Here is a 17,504-nt window from a genome sequence, read left to right on the forward strand (position 1 = left end):
TGCATGCTATAATCCCAAATCCCGGCCTGAAAGGGCTTCATTGAGACTCAATGGAAAAAGAACAACTGGAAAAGAAAGTAGAGTGGCTGGACGCGGAACGCCGCAAGGCCCTGGACACCATCGCAGCCCTGGAAGCGCGCCTGGCCAAGCTGGAAAGCCAACCCAAACAGGAAAACCAGAGCAAGACGCTGACCAGCCATAAAACGCGCCTGGATACTTACGGGAAACAATTGGCGGAACTGGACAAGCTGCTGAAAAGCCAGCAAAGCGCCGAAAAGAAAGATCTGCAGGACGTCAAGAAGAAAACCAGCCAGTTGGAAAAAAGCTTTGCGCAGGAAAACAAAAGCGTAAACAAGCTGCTGCAGGACTTCCGCCAGGAGATCCTGGAAATTCAGTCGATGCAGAAATCGATCCATGGGCATCGTGAGCAGCTCGCCCAGCTGGAAGGCCGCATTGAGACGGTCTACGAAAGCATTCAAGACGTGATCACCGGCGAGCAAAAGCGCAGCCAATTGGCGAAAAGCCTGGAAGACGCCAGCCGGGAAGACGCGGAGCGCTTGACCCAGATGCACGCTGAAGTCGCCGCCCTGCTAACCCGCTTGGAATCCACGGCGAAGCAAAATGAAAACCTGTACAACTCCCATCGCAAAGTGGAAAAGCGCATGGATGAGCTGTACAACGCAGAAACCACCCGCCGCCAGGAACATGAAGACGCACAGCAAAAGCTGAGCCTGATGCAAGTCGAGAATGAACGCAGCTGGAAGCAGTGGGCTCAGCGCCTGGAAGCGTTCGAGAAGCAGTCCGCCCAAATTCCGCAGCAGCTCAGCTCACTGGAAAGCACCGAGATGGCCGTAAAACGCGCTCAGCGCTCGTTTGAAGACCTGATCGACAAGATCAACCGTCGCATCAACGAGCTCAACGAGATCCAGCGGCTGGGAGACCAGCGCTTCCGCCAGGAATGGTCTACCTTCCAGACCGATGCGCAAAAGCGCTGGTCGAACTTCACCCTAACCCAGGAAGAGCAGCAGCGCGAGCGCGGCCGGCAATATGAAAAGATGAGCGAGCAGGTGCAACGTATGGAAGATACCCTGCGTGAATTGCAGGATGGCCTGCAGCACCTGAATGACCAGTCGGAACGCAACCTGCAGGCGCTGCTGGAACTGGCCCGTGACTCGCTGGCCGAGAACGAGCGCTTTCTAAGCAACTCCCGTTAAGTGATAAAAACGGCGGCCCATGGGCCGCCGTTTTTATTTGGCTTGCAGCAGCCGCGCGATCAGCGCGTCCAATTCCTCATCAGAATAATAGAACAGAGTGATCTTGCCGCCTTTGCCGCTGTGCTGCAGGCTGACCTTGGTGCCCAACGCATCGCGCAGTTCGGCCTGCAGGGCACTCACGTCAGCCGATGGAGGGCGCTTGACCGGCGCGGCGGGCTTGTGGCCTTTGAGCTTACGCACCAGCTCTTCCGTCTGGCGCACGTTGAGGTTTTGACTGAGCACGGTGGCCAAGGCGGCGTTCTGCGCCTTGTCACCGTCCAACGCCTTGAGGGCGCGCCCGTGGCCCTCTGAAATGCGTCCGGCGGCCAGGGCCTGCTTGACCGCCGCGGAAAGCTCCAGCAAACCGATGGTGTTGGTGATGGCCACGCGGCTTTTGCCCACACGCTGGGCAATCAGCTCATGCGAGAGGCCAAAGTCCTTATGCAGCTGCTGATAGGCCTCGGCTGCTTCCAATGGGCTCAGGTCGGCGCGCTGCACATTCTCGATGAGGGCCAGCTCCATCAGGGCCTGGTCGTCCGCCTCGCGCAGCACCACCGGCACATGGGTCAACCCGGCGAGTTTGGCGGCCTGCCAGCGACGTTCGCCGGCGATGAGCGTGTAGCCGTCCCCAGGGCCGCGCTTGACGATCAGCGGTTGGATGACGCCGTGCATGCGGATCGATTCGGCCAGTTCCTGCAACTGCTCCGGCTGGAAGACGGTGCGCGGCTGGTGCGGGTTGGGGCGAATATTTTCCACAGCGGCCTGGTGCACGTCAGACGCGGAGATCTCGCTTTCCCGCGGGATGAGCGCATCCAGGCCTTTGCCCAGTCGCGAGGCCATCAGACGCCCACCTGCACAGCTACACCGTCTTTGCGCAGCAGCTCTTCCGCCAAGGCGCGGTGGGCTTCGCCGCCGGGGGAGTGCGGAAAATAGGCCAGGATGGGCATGCCGTGCGACGGGGCTTCTGCCAGGCGCACGCTGCGCGGAATGATGGCGTCAAAGGTCTGCTGGGGGAAGTGGCGGCGGACTTCGTCGACCACTTCTTGCGAGAGATTGGTGCGGTTATCGAACATGGTCAGCAGCACGCCGCGCACCTTGAGACCAGGGTACAGGGCTTTGCGCACACGCTCAATGGTCTCCAGCAACATGCCCAAGCCTTCCAAAGCCAGGTATTCACACTGCACCGGGATGATCAGGCCATCCTGGGCGGCCACCATGCCGTTGAGGGTCAGCAGGCCGAGAGAGGGCGGGCAGTCGATCAAAATATAGTCATAGCGGTCCTGCAGACCGGCCAGCGCCTTCTTCAACTGCGTCTCGCGCGCCAGGGCATTGACCAATTCGACCTCCGCCCCGGCCAAGGCCGGGGAGGAGGGCAGCAGGGAAAGTTTGAACTGCTTGTTATGCAGAATACTCTCTGCGGCAGGCTTGAGGCCGGTCAGCGCTTCATAGGTGCCGGACTTGACGGTCTGCTTGTCCACGCCCAGGCAGGAGGTGGCATTGGCCTGGGGGTCCAGATCGACCAGCAGCACGCGCTGGCCCAGATCGGCCAGGTAGGCGCCCAGGTTGATGGTGGTGGTGGTTTTGCCCACGCCGCCCTTCTGATTGACAAGCGTGTAAATGCGGGCCATCAAAACGCCTCAGTGAGGCCGGAGCTGAGCAGATCGACGACATCATCCCCGCTGGGCACACCGGCCAAGCCGTGATAGTTTACCGAGCGGGTGGCCAGCTGGCTGGCCAGCTTGGCGGCTTGCAGCGGGTCGGCGTTCTGGTACATGCTTATAAAGAAGGCGGCCGCAAAAACATCGCCGGCCCCGGTGGGGTCCAGCGCTTCGGCCGCAGCGGGCTGCACGCTGAGCTGTTCGCCCTGCGTGTAGATGTGGACGGCCGCCGCGCCGTCGGTGACCACCAGTAGCGGGCAGGCGGCCGCCAGGCGTTCGATCTGGGCCTGGTCGCCGCCCAGGTCCTCGCGGGCCAGCACGCAGGCATCTGCCTGGGCCAGCACGTGCTCGGCTTCTTCCCATTCGGCGCGGTGTACCTGGCCATCCGGCCCCCAGCCGCGCAGCCAGCCTTGCGGGGTCACGCCGAGGAACGAATCATCAAAAAAGGAAAGGATGCGGGCGGAGACTTCCTGCGCCACCGGGGCCAGATGCAAGATGCGCGGGGCGCGCCAGGCCTCTGGAATGAAGTGGAAGTCCAACTGCGGGCCGAGGCTGGGCAGATAGCGCTGAGCGCGGTCGCCGGTGGCGGTGTAGATGTTCTCAAAAGTGCTGCTGCGCTCGGCGCCCAGGTTGAGGATGGGGATGTCCACCAGAGGGCCAAGGGGCAATTCCTCGCCCCAGGCGGTCAGGATGCCCGGCCGCCAGCCAAAGGCTTTGGCGGTAAGGGCCGCATAAGCCGCCGAGCCGCCCAGGCGCGGACCGAGGGCGGTTTGGTCGATGGTGATGTGACCCACGACCAGGTAGTCTATGGCTTCAAAACGGCCCAGGTGATGCATGGCGTGGATTATAGCTGATAGCTGATTGGCTCTTAGTTGCTGGCTGCCTGATAGCGAACAATTGCATAAAAAACCGGGCTAATTTATACTCCTTGCAACTTTGTTTGGGGAATAGCACCTCCCCCGCGCTTCAGCCAGCAAGGGTGGCGTTCTACAAAGCGCACAACAACTTGCTAACAGAATATGCGAAAAACCCTCCGCCCTCCCGCTGGCGTGGCGCTAGTCGTATCCTTGGCTTTGTTGTTCGCCTCACCAGCGCCTGCCGCCGCCGCGCCCGGCCCGCTGTGCTATGTGCGCCCTGGCGGCCCGGGGCCGGATGGGGATTCCTGGGCCACGGCCTATGCCAACCCTCAAGATGCCCTGGCAGACCACAGCTGCACAGAAATCTGGGTAGCTGGGGGCACTTATCTGCCGGACGAATCTGACCCCGGCAACCAAACCCTCAGCTTCGGCCTCAAGACCAGCGTAGAGATCTATGGCGGTTTTGTGGGCACGGAATCCCAGCGGGACCAGCGGAATTGGCTGGCCAACCAAACCATCCTCAGCGGCAACATTGGCGCCCCAGGCGATAACACGGACAACAGCTACCATGTAGTGGTCGGCAACGCCGGCCCTTCCAGCATACTGGACGGCTTCATCATCCGTGACGGCTACGCCCATGGGCTCGGCGGTGGGCATAACCTAGGTGGCGGCATCTTGATAAACAGCGGCAGCCCGACACTACGCAACCTGAGGATCGCAGACAATCAAGGCGCACTCGGCGGCGGCATGTACGTTGGCCAGGGCAACCCGGTGCTTAACCAAGTCATCTTTATCGACAATTCCGCCGACTTTGCAGGGGGTATGTATGCCCAAGAAGGAAGCTCCACGCTGACCGATGTCACCTTTGATAGAAATGAGGCTACCAGCGCGTTGGGCGGCTGGGGCGGCGGTTTGGCGATCGCTACCAGCACGACCAGCGCCACGCTGAACAACGTGACCTTCTCCCGCAACACGGCACAAGGCCCGGGTGGCGGCATGTACAACGGGGGCAATGTCTTGCTGACCAATGTCACTTTCGCTTTCAACGAGTCCGTTTCCGGAGGTGGCGCCTTTCACAATTTGGACAGCGGCGCCACGATCAACCATGCCACCTTTCGGGACAATGACGGCCTGGGCGACAGTCTGATGCTGGAGGCCGGTGCAGTCACCGTGACCAACAGCTTGTTTGGTATCACAACGGCCGCTCACTTCAATTTGACCGGGCGGCAGCCTGGCTGTCATCGACAGCCTGGTGCCGGTGGCCTGCCCGCTGATCGCCGGCTTAGCCTGCACCAACGTAATTGTCGGCGCCACGCTGCTGGGCGCGCTGCAGAACAACGGCGGCTTCACCCAGACAATGCATATTGAGTCTGGTTCGCCGGCGATCGATGCCGGTGGGGTTAACGCCGCTTGCGCCGCCACATAGCAGCGCGGTGTCCCCCGCCCTCAGCTTGCTGCCTGCGACCTGGGCGCCTATGAATTTATTGACCACGCCGCCGGCCCGCGCTGCTATGTGGATGCGGACATTAGCTGGGCGGGCAGCGGCAGTTCTTGGGCCGCCGCCTATCGCGACCTGCAGCATGCCCTGATCAACAGTAACTGCAAGGAAATCTGGGTAGCCGAGGGTACTTACAAGCCGGACAGCGGCACCGGTGACCGCGATATTAGCTTCGTGCTCCCGTTCACCGGAGTGGAGATTTATGGCGGCTTCACTGGCATCGAGACCCTACTGAGCGAGCGCGATTGGCAGGCGAACCCCACCATCCTCAGCGGCGAGATCGGCGCGTTGGGCTCCACGGACAATTCCTACCACGTGGTCATCGTCGGCGGGCCACACCTCCCGATCGTGCTGGACGGCTTCACCATCCGCGATGGCTATGCCGATGGGCCAGGCTTGCATACCGAGGGCGGCGGCATGTATATCGACGGCGGCAGCCCCACGCTCGCCAATCTGATAATTAGGGACAACCATGCGCCCCTGGTCGGCGGCAATGGCGGCGGCATGTTAAATAGTGCGGGCTCTAACCCGGCTTTGGTGAACGTTGCCTTGATTAGCAACACCACTGCTGGACAAGGCGGCGGGATCTACAACCGGACCTCAAACCCCTCCCTTTTGGATGTCACGTTTACCATGAATTCGGCCTTTGCTGGCGGCGGGATGGCCAACCTCAACAGCGACCCGTTTATAGATAACACCACGTTCGATCGAAACAGTGCTGTCAATTCAGGTGGCGGTATCAGTAACCTGAGCAGTGACCCGGTTCTCAACAACGTAACTTTCCACAACAACACTGCGCCCGTTGGAGCCGCCATGGAGAATGCCGGCGGCATGCAGACTTTGAACAATGTGACCTTCAGCGACAACACAGCCTCCCTTCAGGGCGGCGCTATGCGCAATGGTGTCAACAGCAATATGCAAATCAACAACAGCATCCTGTGGGGCAATACACCGGGTGAAATTGTGAGTGTATCTGCTGGAGTGACCCTCACCATCAACGACAGTTTGGTGCAAGGCGGCTGTCCAGTCGGGCTCGGAACCATCACTTGCAGCGGCGCGCGGCTGACTGCCGACCCGCTGCTCGGCCCGCTACAAGACAACGGCGGCCTCACCCACACTTTCGCCCTGGGAGCCGCCTCGCCGGCCATCGACGCCGGCAACAGTTCCACCTGTCTGGCGGCCGACCAGCGCGGCGTGACTCGCCCACAGTACGCTGGCTGCGACATGGGCGCCTACGAATACGATGGCGCGCTGCCGCCGGCAGAGGGCGGGCGCTCCCAACGGGGCAGCAAAGGGATTGACCCGGGCGGCCTGACCCGGCTCGACTTTGGGCGCATTGCGGTGCTGGTGCCTGCCGGAGCGCTTTTTGGCGACGGCCAGGATTGCTCAGTCTCGATAGAGATGCGAGGCGATTCGGCAGAATTCGGCTTCCAGCTGGACGACACGGTCTGGGATGTGAAAGTGCTTTGCAAGGAGCGCCCAGTCAACCTCTTCCAGTTACCGCTCAGCGTATGCATCCGGCCTGTGGATGGCGTGACCGGGGATAAGAACGTTTACCACCGTCACGCCGAAGCTGATTTTGCCCCATTGGCTGGCAGCAACGATCTGCCAGGGTTTGTCTGCGGGAAAACCCGCACGCTCTCACTGTTCACCCTCGGCCAGCTGGCCCTGCCCGCCACCGGCTTTGCGCCGGGTGCGGTCACCCAGATGGCCGTCCAGCCCGTCGAACTGACCTACGCGGCCAGCGACATGACCCTCAGCATCCCCAAGCTGGGCCTGGAGCTGGACATCCTCGGCGTGCCGCAAGGGCCGAACGGTTGGGATGTGAGTTGGCTCTCCACCGACCAGGCGGGCTACCTTTACGGGACCACTTTCCCGACTTGGAAAGGCAACTCTGTGCTCACCGCCCATGTCTGGAACGCGGACAACACCCCTGGCCCCTTCTATGCCCTCAAGAACCTGCAGCATGGCGACCGCTTCAGCATCTCGGCATACGGCCAAACCTACATCTACGAAGTGCGCAGCAACCGCCTGATCAACGAGAGCAATCTGAATGTACTGGCCTCAAGCAGTAACTATTCGCAAATCACCTTGATCACCTGCGAGACCTTTGATGCCGCCAGCGGTGAGTATCTCTATCGGCGGGCGGTGGGGGCGGTGCTGGTGAGCGTTAGCCAATAGTAATCAGCTGTTAGCAATGATGTCTAAGTAGGGCGGCTTGCAAGCCGCCCCAATGATGAACAGCAGGGCCGGTCTGAAGACCGGCCCTTGCTGTTGACTGTGAACTGTAGGCTGTCAACTATTCAAAAAATCGCGCACGATCTGGTTGAAGCGCTGCGGCTGTTCCAGGTTGGGCACATGGCCGGCGCCCTCGATCAATTCCAGCTGGCCGTTGGGCAGCGCGGCGGCCATGGCTTCGGCTTCGCTGTAGGGGATGACCTGATCCTGTGTCCCATGCACCACCAAGGCCGGCATGTGCAGTTCGGGCAGCAGCTGGCTGGCGTCCGGCCGGTCGCGCATGGCGCCCAGGGCGGCCACCACGCCGGCCTGGCTGGCGGTGGCCATGATGGCTTGCAGCTCGACGGCCACCGCGGGTTGCACCGTGTAGGTGTCCGGGGCGAGCAGTTTGGGGAACATGCCCTCAGCGACCACGCCGGGACCCTGCTCTTGCACTTTGGCAATCGTGGCATCCCGCCCGGCCTTGGCTTCAGCGGAGTCGGCCCCAGCCCGGGTGGAGAGCAGCAGCAGCGCGCCGACACGCTCCGGGAATAAGCGGGCGAAGGCCAGGGCGATGTAACCGCCCATCGAAAGCCCACCCACCGCCACCGGTTCCAGAATATCCAGCGCGTCCAGCAGCGCCACGCAATCTTCGGCGTAGCTTTCTACGCTGGCGGCATCCACCGCGGCCGAGTCGCCGAAGCCAGGCAGGTCAGGCGCCAGCAGGCGCGCGCCAAGGGCATCCGACTGGGCCGCCCACATGCGGCTGCTGAACGGAAAGCCGTGAATGAGCAAAAGCGGCTTGCCCGAACCGGTCTCTTCAAAGTGCAAGCTGAGTGTTTGCGTATTTTCCATAAGAAAAGTGTATCCGATTTTGTCAAAAATCAAAAACTTCAAAGTAAATATTAGAATTCATCAGTTTAGTATTGACAAATTCAAAATCATCTTTATAATTTCTCGCATAAGGAGTTAAAAATGTTTATTTCTCTACTTTTGCGCTTTAGATTTCTGTTTTAGCGAATGGCTAAAGAACAATCAAAAGGCTGGCAGCGCCCTTTCTTCCAGGTGTGGACCGGGCAGGCGCTTTCCCTGCTGGGCAGCCAGCTTGTGCAGTTCGCGCTGGTTTGGTATCTAACCCGCCAGACCGGCTCGGCGACCGTGTTAGCCACAGCCACCCTGGTGGCGATGCTGCCCAACATCCTGCTGGGCCCCTTGGCCGGCTCGTTCGTAGACCGCGGCGACCGCAAGCGCATCATGATCGTAGCCGACGCGGCGATCGCCTTGGCCACGCTGGCGCTGGCCGGCCTGTTCGCCCTGGGCTGGGTGCAGATCTGGCACATCTATTTACTGCTGATGCTGCGCGCCCTGGGCGGCGCCTTCCACAGCCCGGCTTTCAGCGCCTCGACCTCGCTGATGGTGCCCAAGGAGCATTTGCCGCGCGTGCAAGGCGTCAACCAAATGCTCAACGGCGGCCTGAGCGTGGTGGCCGCCCCGCTGGGCGCCTTCCTGCTGGAGCTCTTGCCGACGCAGGGTGTGTTGGCGATCGACCTGGTGACGGCGACGGTTGCCATCCTGGCGCTGCTGCCGGTGCGTATCCCGCAGCCAGAGCGCCAAACCCCGGCCAACGCCGAGAAACCCAGCTTCTGGAGCGATTTTCGTGACGGTCTGGACTATGTGCTGGGCTGGCCGGGGCTGCTGATCTTGCTGGTGATGTCGATGCTGATCAACGTGCTGTTCAGCCCGGCCATTTCCCTGATGCCGCTGCTGGTCAGCCAACATTTCCAGCAGGGCGTCCTGCAGCTGGGCTGGCTGCAGGGCATGTGGGGTTTGGGCATCATCCTGGGCGGCCTGGTGCTGGGCGTGTGGGGCGGCTTCAAAAAACGGATTTACACCTCACAGATGGGCCTGCTGGGTCTGGGCCTGGCCTTCGGCCTGACCGGCCTGCTGCCCGCCAGCGGCTTGCAGCCCGCCCTGGGCCTGATCCTGCTGGGCGGTATGATGCTGCCCATGTCCAACGGCTCGTTCTGGGCGGTGATGCAGGCCACCGTGGACCCCGAGCGCCAGGGGCGGGTCTTCGCCCTGGTGATCAGCCTGGCCAGCGCCATGGCCCCGGTGGGCTTGCTGCTGGCTGGGCCACTGGTGGACCAGTTCGGCGTGCCGTTCTGGTACATGCTGGCGGGCAGCCTGTGCGCCATTATGGGCATCCTGGGCTTCCTGCACCCCGCCGTACGCAATTTGGAAGCTGGACGACCGATCCCCTCTGAGGCGGCCAACGCCTCTAGCAAAGGTTAATTGCTGTTATGACAACTGAAACCCGCAATCAGTGGAAACGCCCTTTCTTTCAAGTCTGGATCGGCCAGGCCTTTTCCCTGCTCGGCAGCCAGCTGGTGCAGTTCGCCCTGATCTGGCACCTGACCCGTGAGACCGGTTCGGCCACGGTACTGGCCACCGCCACGCTGGTGGCGATGCTGCCGATGATCCTGATCGGCCCGCTGGCCGGCTCCGTGGTGGACCGCAGCCAGCGCAAGCGCATCATGATCCTGGCCGACAGCGGTATCGCCCTGGCCACGCTGGCCCTGGCGGCCCTGTTCGCCTTCGGTCTGGTCGAGGTCTGGCACATCTATGTATTGTTGATGCTGCGTTCGCTGGGCCAGGCGTTCCATGGTCCGGCGATGACCGCCTCAACCTCGCTGATGGTGCCCAAAGAGCACCTGGCGCGCATCCAAGGCGTCAACCAAATGCTCAACGGCGGCCTCAACATCATCTCGGCCCCGCTGGGCGCGCTGCTGCTGGAGCTGCTGCCGATGCAGGGCGTGCTGGCCATCGACGTGGTCACGGCCCTGATCGCGGTGGTGGCCGTGCTGCCGATCAGCATCCCCCAGCCGGAGCGAAAGCCAAATGGCGCCGACGGCAAGCCGGCCACCTTTTGGGAAGACTTCCGCGAAGGTTTCCGCTATGTGCTCAGTTGGCCGGGCCTGATGGTGGTGCTGATCATGGCGGCGCTGATCAACTTCCTGCTGACTCCGGCCGGGGCGCTGCTGCCCTTGCTAATCACCAAGCACTTTGAAAAAGGCGTGATCGAGCTGGGCTGGGTCAATGCGCTGTGGGGCAGCGGCGTGGTGCTGGGCGGCCTGCTGCTGGGCGTGTGGGGTGGCTTCAAAAAGCGCATCCTGACTGTCTTCAGCGGCCTGGTGTGCCTGGGCCTGGCTGCAGCCGGCATGGGCCTGTTGGCCCCGCAGCACTTCACCTGGCTGCTGGCCCTGTTCCTGATCGAAGGCGTGATGGGGCCGGTGGTCAACGGCTCGCTGGGGGCAGTCATGCAGGCCTCGGTAGACCCCAGCCGGCAGGGCCGCGTCTTCACCCTGCTGACCAGCTTCGCCACCGCCATGACCCCGCTGGGGCTGCTGGTGGCTGGTCCTATCTCGGATGCCTTCGGCATCCAGATCTGGTATCTGATCGGCGGCGGGCTGTGCGCGCTAATGGGCCTGGCGGGTTTCTTCATCCCCAGTGTAATGAACATTGAAGCCGGCCACCCGCAAGAACTGACAAAGCCAATCCCTGAGACCGCGGCGTAACCTCTCCTCCGTTGCAGGCTTAACGCAAAAGCGCCCGTGCCGCCGGGCGCTTTTGCTATGCGTTGAGGGAAATGATCTCGATGGGGATCGGCGCCGGGTGGGTGTCCGGCCGCAGGCGTCCCTGCATGGACCAGGGACCGGTCCAGGTGATCTCCACCGGCAGCAGCTGGCCGTGCAAGGGCTGCTCTGACTGCACGAAGACCAGCTTGTTGGTCGGCGTGCGGCCCTTCCAGCGGCCCTTGACCTCTTCCTCGAAGAGCACTTCAACCGTCTCGCCCAGGTAGCGGGCGTTGATCTCGCTCAGAATGGCTTCCTGCTGCTTGTCCAGCGCGTGCAGGCGGGCCAGCTTCTCTGGCTCAGGCACATTGTCATCCATGCGGCGGGCAGCCACGGTGCCTTCGCGCTCAGAGTAGCGCGCCAGATGCGCCACGTCCAGCTTTAGCTCGCCCAGCAGGTCATAGGTGGCCTGGAACTGCTCGGCGGTCTCGCCGGGGAAGCCGACGATGATGTCGGTGGCGATCGAGACGTTGGGGATGATGGCGCGGATGCGCTCGACCAGGCGGCGGTATTCGTCCACCGTGTAGCCGCGCTTCATGTTGGCCAGCACCTCATCATGGCCGGCTTGCACCGGCACTTCGATGTGCGGCATGACCTTGGGCAGCTCGGCCACGGTATGCAGCAATTCATCGGTCATCCAGTTGGGGTGCGAGGTCAGGAAGCGGATGCGCTGCAGGCCGTCCACCTCATGCACCACGCGCAGCAGGTCCGTCAGGCTGGGCCCGTCGGGCACATCTTTGCCATAGCGGTCCACGATCTGGCCCAGCAGGGTCACTTCGCGCACACCCTGGGCGACCAGGCTGCGGATCTCAGCCACGATCTCGCCCACAGGGCGGCTGCGTTCCACGCCGCGGCGGTAGGGGATGATGCAAAAGGTGCAGGCATGCGAGCAACCGTAGACGATGGGCACATGGGCGCTGATCAATTGGTCGCGCTCCTCGGCCGGCAGGCGCAAATCGCCGTCCATGACGGCGAAGCGCTGCTCGGTTTCGGCCAGCTCGATGAAGCGGCTGTCGTTCTGGGTCAGGTGGGCGACCAGCGGACCGGGGTCAGAGGGCGGCGAGAAAACATCCACAAAAGGCAGCTGCTCGCGCAGGCGTTCCTGCCCCTTGACGCCGACCATGCAGCCCATCAGGTTGATGGTCAGGTTGGGGTTTTTCTGCTTGAGCGGCTTGAGCGAAGTGACCTTGCCCATGGCCTTGTCTTCGGCGCTCTGGCGCACCACGCAGGTGTTAAGCACGATGACCTCGGCGTCCTCGGGGCGCGCAGCGGATTGGTAGCCCAGGCGCTCCAGCGCCGAGGCGACCCGCTGCGAATCGGCCACATTCATCTGACAGCCTTCGGTCCAGATGTGATATTTCATAAGAGGCTGAATTATACAGCGCAGGACAGGCCGCCGCCAATCTGCCTTTAACCTCGGGCGCGTCAGGCTTCGGTACAATGACTGCCATGCAGCTGCGTCGTCGCTGGCCCTTGATCCTGGTCGCCCTGATCGTCCTCCCCATGCTGGTCTACCAAATCCCCTGGGTGAAAACCCGGCTGGAATGGCGCCTGGACCTGGCGCAGGTCTTCGTGCGCAGCCGGCTCAACCCGGTAGGCGAGCTGCCGCCGCCGCAGATCGCCAGCTCCAGCCCAGAGGTGGAGGTGCGTCCCAGCGCCACAGCGCTGCCGCCCAGCCCCACTCCGCTGGCCACGCCCACCCCCTTGCCGCCGAACTTCATTCTGACCCCGCCGGCGCATGAAACCCAGGGGCCGAACAACTGCGGCCCGGCCACGCTGGCCATGTACCTGCGCTACTACGGCTGGGGCGGCGACCAATACACCATCTCAGACGAGATCAAACCGATCTCAGCGGACCGCAATGTGAACGTGGACGAGCTGGACTATTACATCCGCACCCGCGCCGGCTGGCTGAGCACCCTTTTCCGGGTGGACGGCAGTATTACTCTGCTGAAGCAGCTGCTGGCGGCCGGGCTGCCCGTCATGGTGGAAAAGGGCCACATCATCGAGATCGACTACCTGCTGAACGACGACTACTGGAATGGGCACTACGCTCTGTTGACGGGCTACGACGACGCCAGCGGCGAATTCATCTACCAGGACAGCTACAACGGCCCGAACCAACGCATGGGGTACGCGGAGCTGGACATGTGGTGGCAGCAGTTCAACCGGGTGTACACGCTGGTCTACACGCCGGACCGGGAAGCCGATGTGCAAGCCATCCTGGGGGCGGACTGGGATGCGCAGGCCAACCGCCAAAACGCGATGGTAACGGCGCAGTTAGAAGTGGAAAGCCACCCAGAGAACGCCTTCGCCTGGTTCAACCTGGGTATGAACCAGGTCTACTTTGGCGAATTCAACGCGGCGGCGGCCTCGTTCGACCAGGCCCGACTGATCGGCCTGCCGATGCGCATGCTGCGCTACCAGTTCGGGCCTTTCTTCGCCTACTACCACACCAACCGGCAGGACGACCTGAACCAACTGGTGGACTATGCGCTGGCGATCACGCCCAACTCGGAAGACGTGCTGATCTGGCGCGGCTGGGCGCTGCACAAGGAAGGCAACATCAACGCCGCCATCCAGCAGTTCCGCCTGGCGCAGGAAGCCAATCCCAAGTCGATCTACACCGGTCCGGCACTGACTTCGCTAGGCGCCACCCCTTAAGCCAGCAACCCGCTCAGTTCTTATCGGCACCCGCCAGGAAACCTGCCAGACCGGGCTGATCTGGCTATTAACCCTTTGTAAGAAAGCCGGCTTTGCGCCAGCAGCTTCTTGACTGGCTCTCTGGCGCTTGTTAAAATGGCTATTGGCCTTATTTAGCACTCTCGAACCGAGAGTGCTAAATATTGCGACAAACCATGAAAGAACTAAGCGAACGCCAAAAACTGATCCTGGGTCTGATCGTGCAGGACTATGTGGAAGCCGCCCAGCCGGTGGGTTCCAAACGCCTGGTGGACTATTACGGGCTGGACGTCAGCTCCGCCACCGTGCGCAACGAAATGGCCGAGCTGACCGAGAGCGGCTTTTTGCGCCAGCCTTTCACCTCAGCCGGGCGCGTGCCCACCGAGGAGGGCTTCCGTTTCTTCGTCGGCGAGCTGATGCACCGCCAGGAGCTGCCTGCCTCGATCAAGCACACCATCAGCCACCAGTTCTACCAGGCCCGCCATGAAGTGCAGCAGTGGATGCGCCTGGCTGCTTCTGTGCTGGCCAGCCAATCACGCGCCGCGGCGCTGATCACGCTGCCGCAGTCGCAGCAGGTGCGCTTCAAGCACCTGGAGTTGATCCTTACTTCAGGACGCCAGGTATTGATGATCATGGTGCTGGAGAGCGGGCAAGTGCTGCAGCAGATGCTGGCGCTTAAGGAATCCTTTTCGCAGGAACGCCTGAGCAGCATTGCCGACCAGCTCAACGGCTTGCTGCGCGGCCAGGCTGTGGAAGAAATGACGCCGCCGCCCGAGGAACTGGGCACGCTGGCCGCCGAGGTCTTCCGCCTGGTAGGCACTGAGCTGCTGCGCCTGACCAACGGGCACGCCGGCGAGGTCTACCACGACGGCTGGACCAATGTGCTCTCTGAGCCGGAGTTCAGCGAGGGCGATGCCGCCCAGCGCGCCCTGCGCGTGCTGGAGGAACGGCCGCTGCTGGAGAACCTGCTGACCGAAGTGATGAGCGAAAGCCAGATCGGCGGCGTGCAGGTGCTGATCGGCGGCGAAGGCCGCTGGGAGCAACTGCACGACTTCTCGCTGGTGCTGGCGCGCTACGGCGCTCCGGGCACCGCCAGCGGTTACCTGGGCGTACTGGGGCCGATCCGTATGGCCTACGGCCGCGCCGTCTCGACTGTGGATTATGTAGCCGGGCTGCTCAGCGAAGTGGTCTCTGGTTCAATGACCAGTGGTTCAATGAGCAGCGGCTCGATGACCAGCACCAAATCGAAGGAATAGACATTATGGAAGAAACCCAAGAACAACACCCCGAACAAGCCGGCGAGGAGCAGGCCGAGCTGACTGCGCTGCAGGCGCAGTTGGCCGAGGCCGAAGCGCTGGCGGCCCAGAACCTGGAGGGCTGGCAGCGCGCCCAGGCCGAGTTCGCCAACTACAAGAAGCGCCAAAGCCGCGACCAGGAAATGCAAGCCGCAGATATCCGCGGCCGGGTCTTCCAGCGTTTTCTGGAAGTCAGTGATGATCTGGAACTGGCGCTGAAGGCGCGCCCACAGGACGGCGAAGGCGCCGCCTGGGCGCAGGGTATCGAGCTGATCTACCAGAAGCTGATGACCTACCTGCAGGCCGAGGGTTTGACACGGGTCTACCCGCTGGGGGAAACCTTCGACCCCAACCTGCACGAAGCCCTGAGCCAGGAAGAAAACAGTGAATACCAGAGCGGCACGGTCAGCGAAGTGCTGCGCCCCGGCTACCTGCTGGGCGAGCGCGTGCTGCGCCCTGCCGTGGTGAAAGTCGCAAAATAATTCGAGGAGAGAGCAATTATGGCAAAAATCATTGGCATTGACTTGGGCACCACCAACTCGGTAGGCGCCGTGATGGAAGGCGGCGAGCCGGTGGTGATCCCCACCGCCGAAGGCGACCGGCTGGTGCCCTCGGTAGTGGCGATCAACAAGAATGGCGAACGCCTGGTGGGCCGCGCCGCCCGCAACCAAGCGGTGGTCAACCCGGAGAACACGATCTATTCGATCAAGCGTTTTATGGGCCGCAAGTACGATGACCCCGAGACCGCCAAGGCGCTGGAAGTGGTGCCCTACAAGATCGAGAAGGGCGGCAACGACGGCATTGAAGTGCAACTGGGCGGCAAGCAATACACGCCGCCAGAAGTCTCGGCGATGATCCTGGCCAAGATCAAGGCCGACGCTGAAGCCTACCTGGGCGAAACGGTGACCCAGGCCGTGATCACCGTGCCCGCCTACTTCAACGATGCCCAGCGCAACGCCACCAAGGACGCCGGCAAGATCGCTGGCCTGGAAGTGCTGCGCATCATCAACGAACCTACCGCCTCTTCCCTGGCCTATGGCCTGGACAAGAAGAAGAACGAGATCATCGCCGTCTACGACCTGGGCGGCGGCACCTTCGACATTTCGATCCTCGACGTGGGCGACGGCGTCTTCCAGGTGCGCAGCACCTCGGGCGACACTTTCCTGGGCGGCGACGATTTCGACCATCGCATCATCAACTACCTGGCGGATGAGTTCCAGAAAGAGCAGGGCATCGATCTGCGCAACGACCGCCAGTCGCTGCAGCGCCTGAAGGAAGCCGCCGAAAAGGCCAAGATCGAACTGTCCACCCTGCAGCAGACCGAGATCAACCTGCCTTATGTCACCGCAGACGCCTCCGGCCCCAAGCACCTGGTCACGCAGCTGACCCGCGCCAAGCTGGAGCAGCTGACCGGCGACCTGATCGAGCGCTCGCTGGGGCCGGTGCGCCAGGCTTTGAAGGACGCCGACCTGCAGCCCAGCGAGATCAATGAAGTGGTGCTGGTGGGCGGCATGACGCGCATGCCCGCCGTGCAGGAAGCGGTCAAGAAGCTCTTCGGCAAGGAACCGCACCGCGGCGTGAACCCGGACGAGGTCGTCGCTATCGGGGCGGCGATCCAGGCCGGCGTATTGGGCGGCGACGTCAAGGACATCCTGCTGCTGGACGTGACCCCGCTGACCCTGTCCATCGAAACCCTGGGTGGGGTGGCCACGCCGCTGATCGAGCGTAACACCACCATCCCGACCCGCAAGAGCCAGATCTTCTCCACGGCGGCGGACAACCAAAACCAGGTGGAGGTCAACGTGCTGCAGGGCGAGCGCCCCATGGCGGCGGACAACAAGTCACTGGGCAAGTTCGTGCTGGACGGCATCCCGCCCGCGCCGCGCGGCGTGCCGCAGATCGAAGTGACCTTTGACATTGACGCCAACGGCATCCTCAACGTGACCGCCGCGGATAAAGCCACCGGCAAGAGCCAGCACATCACCATCACCGCCTCCTCCGGCCTGTCGGACACCGAAGTCGAGCGTATGCGCAAAGAAGCTGAAAGCCACGCCGAAGACGACAAGAAACGCCGCGAGCTGGTGGAAGCCCGCAACAACGGCGACAGCGCGGCCTACACGGCCGAAAAGGCTGTGAAGGACCTGGGCGACAAAGTCACCGCGGAACGCAAGCAAGAGATCGAAGACGCGGTGGCCAAGGTGCGCGCCGCCCTGGCGGGTGAAGACTCGGCGGCGATCAACGCCGCCAGCGAAGCCCTGATGGAACTGGTGCAGAAACTGGGCGCTGAAGCCTACCAGCAAGCCGGCCCAGCCGCCGAGGGCGACGCCGGAACGGGCAATGGCTCCTCCGGCGAAGATGATGTGGTCGAGGGTGAGTTCAAAGAGGCAAGTGATCAGTAATCAGGAAACTGTG

Annotated in this window: 14 protein-coding genes; 9 read left to right on the forward strand and 5 right to left on the reverse strand. The window is 62.4% G+C overall.

The features are described 5' to 3' along the window. Positions 1 to 50 precede the first annotated feature (50 nt). Positions 51 to 1,214 carry a hypothetical protein gene (locus tag KF885_01945; GenBank protein MBX3047918.1) on the forward strand — a complete coding sequence of 388 codons (1,164 nt, stop codon included), beginning with the start codon at positions 51 to 53 and terminating at the stop codon, positions 1,212 to 1,214. Between the two features lie 33 nt (positions 1,215 to 1,247). On the opposite strand, the gene KF885_01950 is transcribed toward KF885_01945, so the two are convergent. Genes KF885_01950 through KF885_01960 form a run of 3 tightly spaced genes read right to left on the reverse strand, consistent with a single transcriptional unit; the run spans position 1,248 to position 3,747 of the window. Next, positions 1,248 to 2,093: a ParB/RepB/Spo0J family partition protein gene (locus KF885_01950; protein MBX3047919.1), complete on the reverse strand. Its 846-nt coding sequence runs from the start codon at positions 2,091 to 2,093 to the stop codon at positions 1,248 to 1,250. Beyond that, on the reverse strand, positions 2,093 to 2,881 hold the full coding sequence (locus KF885_01955; protein ID MBX3047920.1) for a ParA family protein: 789 nt from the start codon (positions 2,879 to 2,881) through the stop codon (positions 2,093 to 2,095). The genes KF885_01950 and KF885_01955 overlap by 1 nt, the downstream gene beginning before the upstream one ends. Then, positions 2,881 to 3,747, reverse strand: coding sequence for a hypothetical protein (locus KF885_01960; protein ID MBX3047921.1), 867 nt, complete (start codon positions 3,745 to 3,747; stop codon positions 2,881 to 2,883). Before KF885_01960 ends, KF885_01955 begins: the two co-directional genes overlap by 1 nt. Before the next feature lie 240 nt (positions 3,748 to 3,987). Between KF885_01960 and KF885_01965 the strand changes: the two genes are divergently transcribed. Together KF885_01965 and KF885_01970 are read left to right on the forward strand one after the other, a co-directional pair. Then, positions 3,988 to 5,136: a hypothetical protein gene (locus KF885_01965; GenBank protein MBX3047922.1), complete on the forward strand. Its 1,149-nt coding sequence runs from the start codon at positions 3,988 to 3,990 to the stop codon at positions 5,134 to 5,136. A 145-nt stretch (positions 5,137 to 5,281) separates the two neighbouring features. Beyond that, a complete protein-coding gene (locus KF885_01970; GenBank protein MBX3047923.1) occupies positions 5,282 to 7,447 on the forward strand; it encodes a sortase in 2,166 nt (721 codons plus the stop codon). A 114-nt stretch (positions 7,448 to 7,561) separates the two neighbouring features. Here the strand turns inward: KF885_01970 and KF885_01975 are convergent, their stop codons facing one another. After that, complete coding sequence (locus KF885_01975) at positions 7,562 to 8,338, reverse strand: alpha/beta fold hydrolase (protein ID MBX3047924.1); 777 nt, start codon at positions 8,336 to 8,338, stop codon at positions 7,562 to 7,564. Between the two features lie 165 nt (positions 8,339 to 8,503). On the opposite strand from KF885_01975, the gene KF885_01980 reads away from it, so the two are divergent. Together KF885_01980 and KF885_01985 are read left to right on the forward strand one after the other, a co-directional pair. Continuing rightward, positions 8,504 to 9,775 (forward strand): MFS transporter, encoded by a 1,272-nt coding sequence (locus KF885_01980; protein ID MBX3047925.1) that lies wholly within the window; start codon positions 8,504 to 8,506, stop codon positions 9,773 to 9,775. Beyond that, positions 9,775 to 11,058 (forward strand): MFS transporter, encoded by a 1,284-nt coding sequence (locus tag KF885_01985; protein MBX3047926.1) that lies wholly within the window; start codon positions 9,775 to 9,777, stop codon positions 11,056 to 11,058. Before KF885_01980 ends, KF885_01985 begins: the two co-directional genes overlap by 1 nt. 55 nt (positions 11,059 to 11,113) lie before the next feature. Here KF885_01985 and miaB read toward each other — a convergent pair whose 3' ends face one another. Next, a complete protein-coding gene (gene miaB, locus KF885_01990) occupies positions 11,114 to 12,478 on the reverse strand; it encodes a tRNA (N6-isopentenyl adenosine(37)-C2)-methylthiotransferase MiaB (GenBank protein MBX3047927.1) in 1,365 nt (454 codons plus the stop codon). Between the two features lie 86 nt (positions 12,479 to 12,564). On the opposite strand from miaB, the gene KF885_01995 reads away from it, so the two are divergent. From KF885_01995 to dnaK, 4 genes are all read left to right on the forward strand, one after another. Then, a complete protein-coding gene (locus tag KF885_01995) occupies positions 12,565 to 13,779 on the forward strand; it encodes a C39 family peptidase (protein ID MBX3047928.1) in 1,215 nt (404 codons plus the stop codon). A 194-nt stretch (positions 13,780 to 13,973) separates the two neighbouring features. Further along, a complete protein-coding gene (gene hrcA / locus KF885_02000; protein MBX3047929.1) occupies positions 13,974 to 15,053 on the forward strand; it encodes a heat-inducible transcription repressor HrcA in 1,080 nt (359 codons plus the stop codon). Positions 15,054 to 15,058: 5 nt separating this feature from the next. Beyond that, on the forward strand, positions 15,059 to 15,574 hold the full coding sequence (locus KF885_02005) for a nucleotide exchange factor GrpE (GenBank protein ID MBX3047930.1): 516 nt from the start codon (positions 15,059 to 15,061) through the stop codon (positions 15,572 to 15,574). Between the two features lie 18 nt (positions 15,575 to 15,592). After that, positions 15,593 to 17,491, forward strand: coding sequence for a molecular chaperone DnaK (gene dnaK / locus KF885_02010; GenBank protein ID MBX3047931.1), 1,899 nt, complete (start codon positions 15,593 to 15,595; stop codon positions 17,489 to 17,491). The last annotated feature ends 13 nt before the right edge of the window (positions 17,492 to 17,504 follow it).

It is taken from the genome of Anaerolineales bacterium (assembly GCA_019637805.1).
Classification (GTDB): domain Bacteria; phylum Chloroflexota; class Anaerolineae; order Anaerolineales; family UBA11579; genus JAMCZK01.

Coding starts and splice junctions, on each gene's coding strand:
- KF885_01945 (MBX3047918.1), top strand. CDS start 51: ATGGAAAAAGAACAACTGGAAAAGAAAGTAGAGTGGCTGGACGCGGAA.
- KF885_01950 (MBX3047919.1), bottom strand. CDS start 2,093: ATGGCCTCGCGACTGGGCAAAGGCCTGGATGCGCTCATCCCGCGGGAA.
- KF885_01955 (MBX3047920.1), bottom strand. CDS start 2,881: ATGGCCCGCATTTACACGCTTGTCAATCAGAAGGGCGGCGTGGGCAAA.
- KF885_01960 (MBX3047921.1), bottom strand. CDS start 3,747: ATGCATCACCTGGGCCGTTTTGAAGCCATAGACTACCTGGTCGTGGGT.
- KF885_01975 (MBX3047924.1), bottom strand. CDS start 8,338: ATGGAAAATACGCAAACACTCAGCTTGCACTTTGAAGAGACCGGTTCG.
- KF885_01980 (MBX3047925.1), top strand. CDS start 8,504: ATGGCTAAAGAACAATCAAAAGGCTGGCAGCGCCCTTTCTTCCAGGTG.
- miaB (MBX3047927.1), bottom strand. CDS start 12,478: ATGAAATATCACATCTGGACCGAAGGCTGTCAGATGAATGTGGCCGAT.
- KF885_01995 (MBX3047928.1), top strand. CDS start 12,565: ATGCAGCTGCGTCGTCGCTGGCCCTTGATCCTGGTCGCCCTGATCGTC.
- hrcA (MBX3047929.1), top strand. CDS start 13,974: ATGAAAGAACTAAGCGAACGCCAAAAACTGATCCTGGGTCTGATCGTG.
- KF885_02005 (MBX3047930.1), top strand. CDS start 15,059: ATGGAAGAAACCCAAGAACAACACCCCGAACAAGCCGGCGAGGAGCAG.
- dnaK (MBX3047931.1), top strand. CDS start 15,593: ATGGCAAAAATCATTGGCATTGACTTGGGCACCACCAACTCGGTAGGC.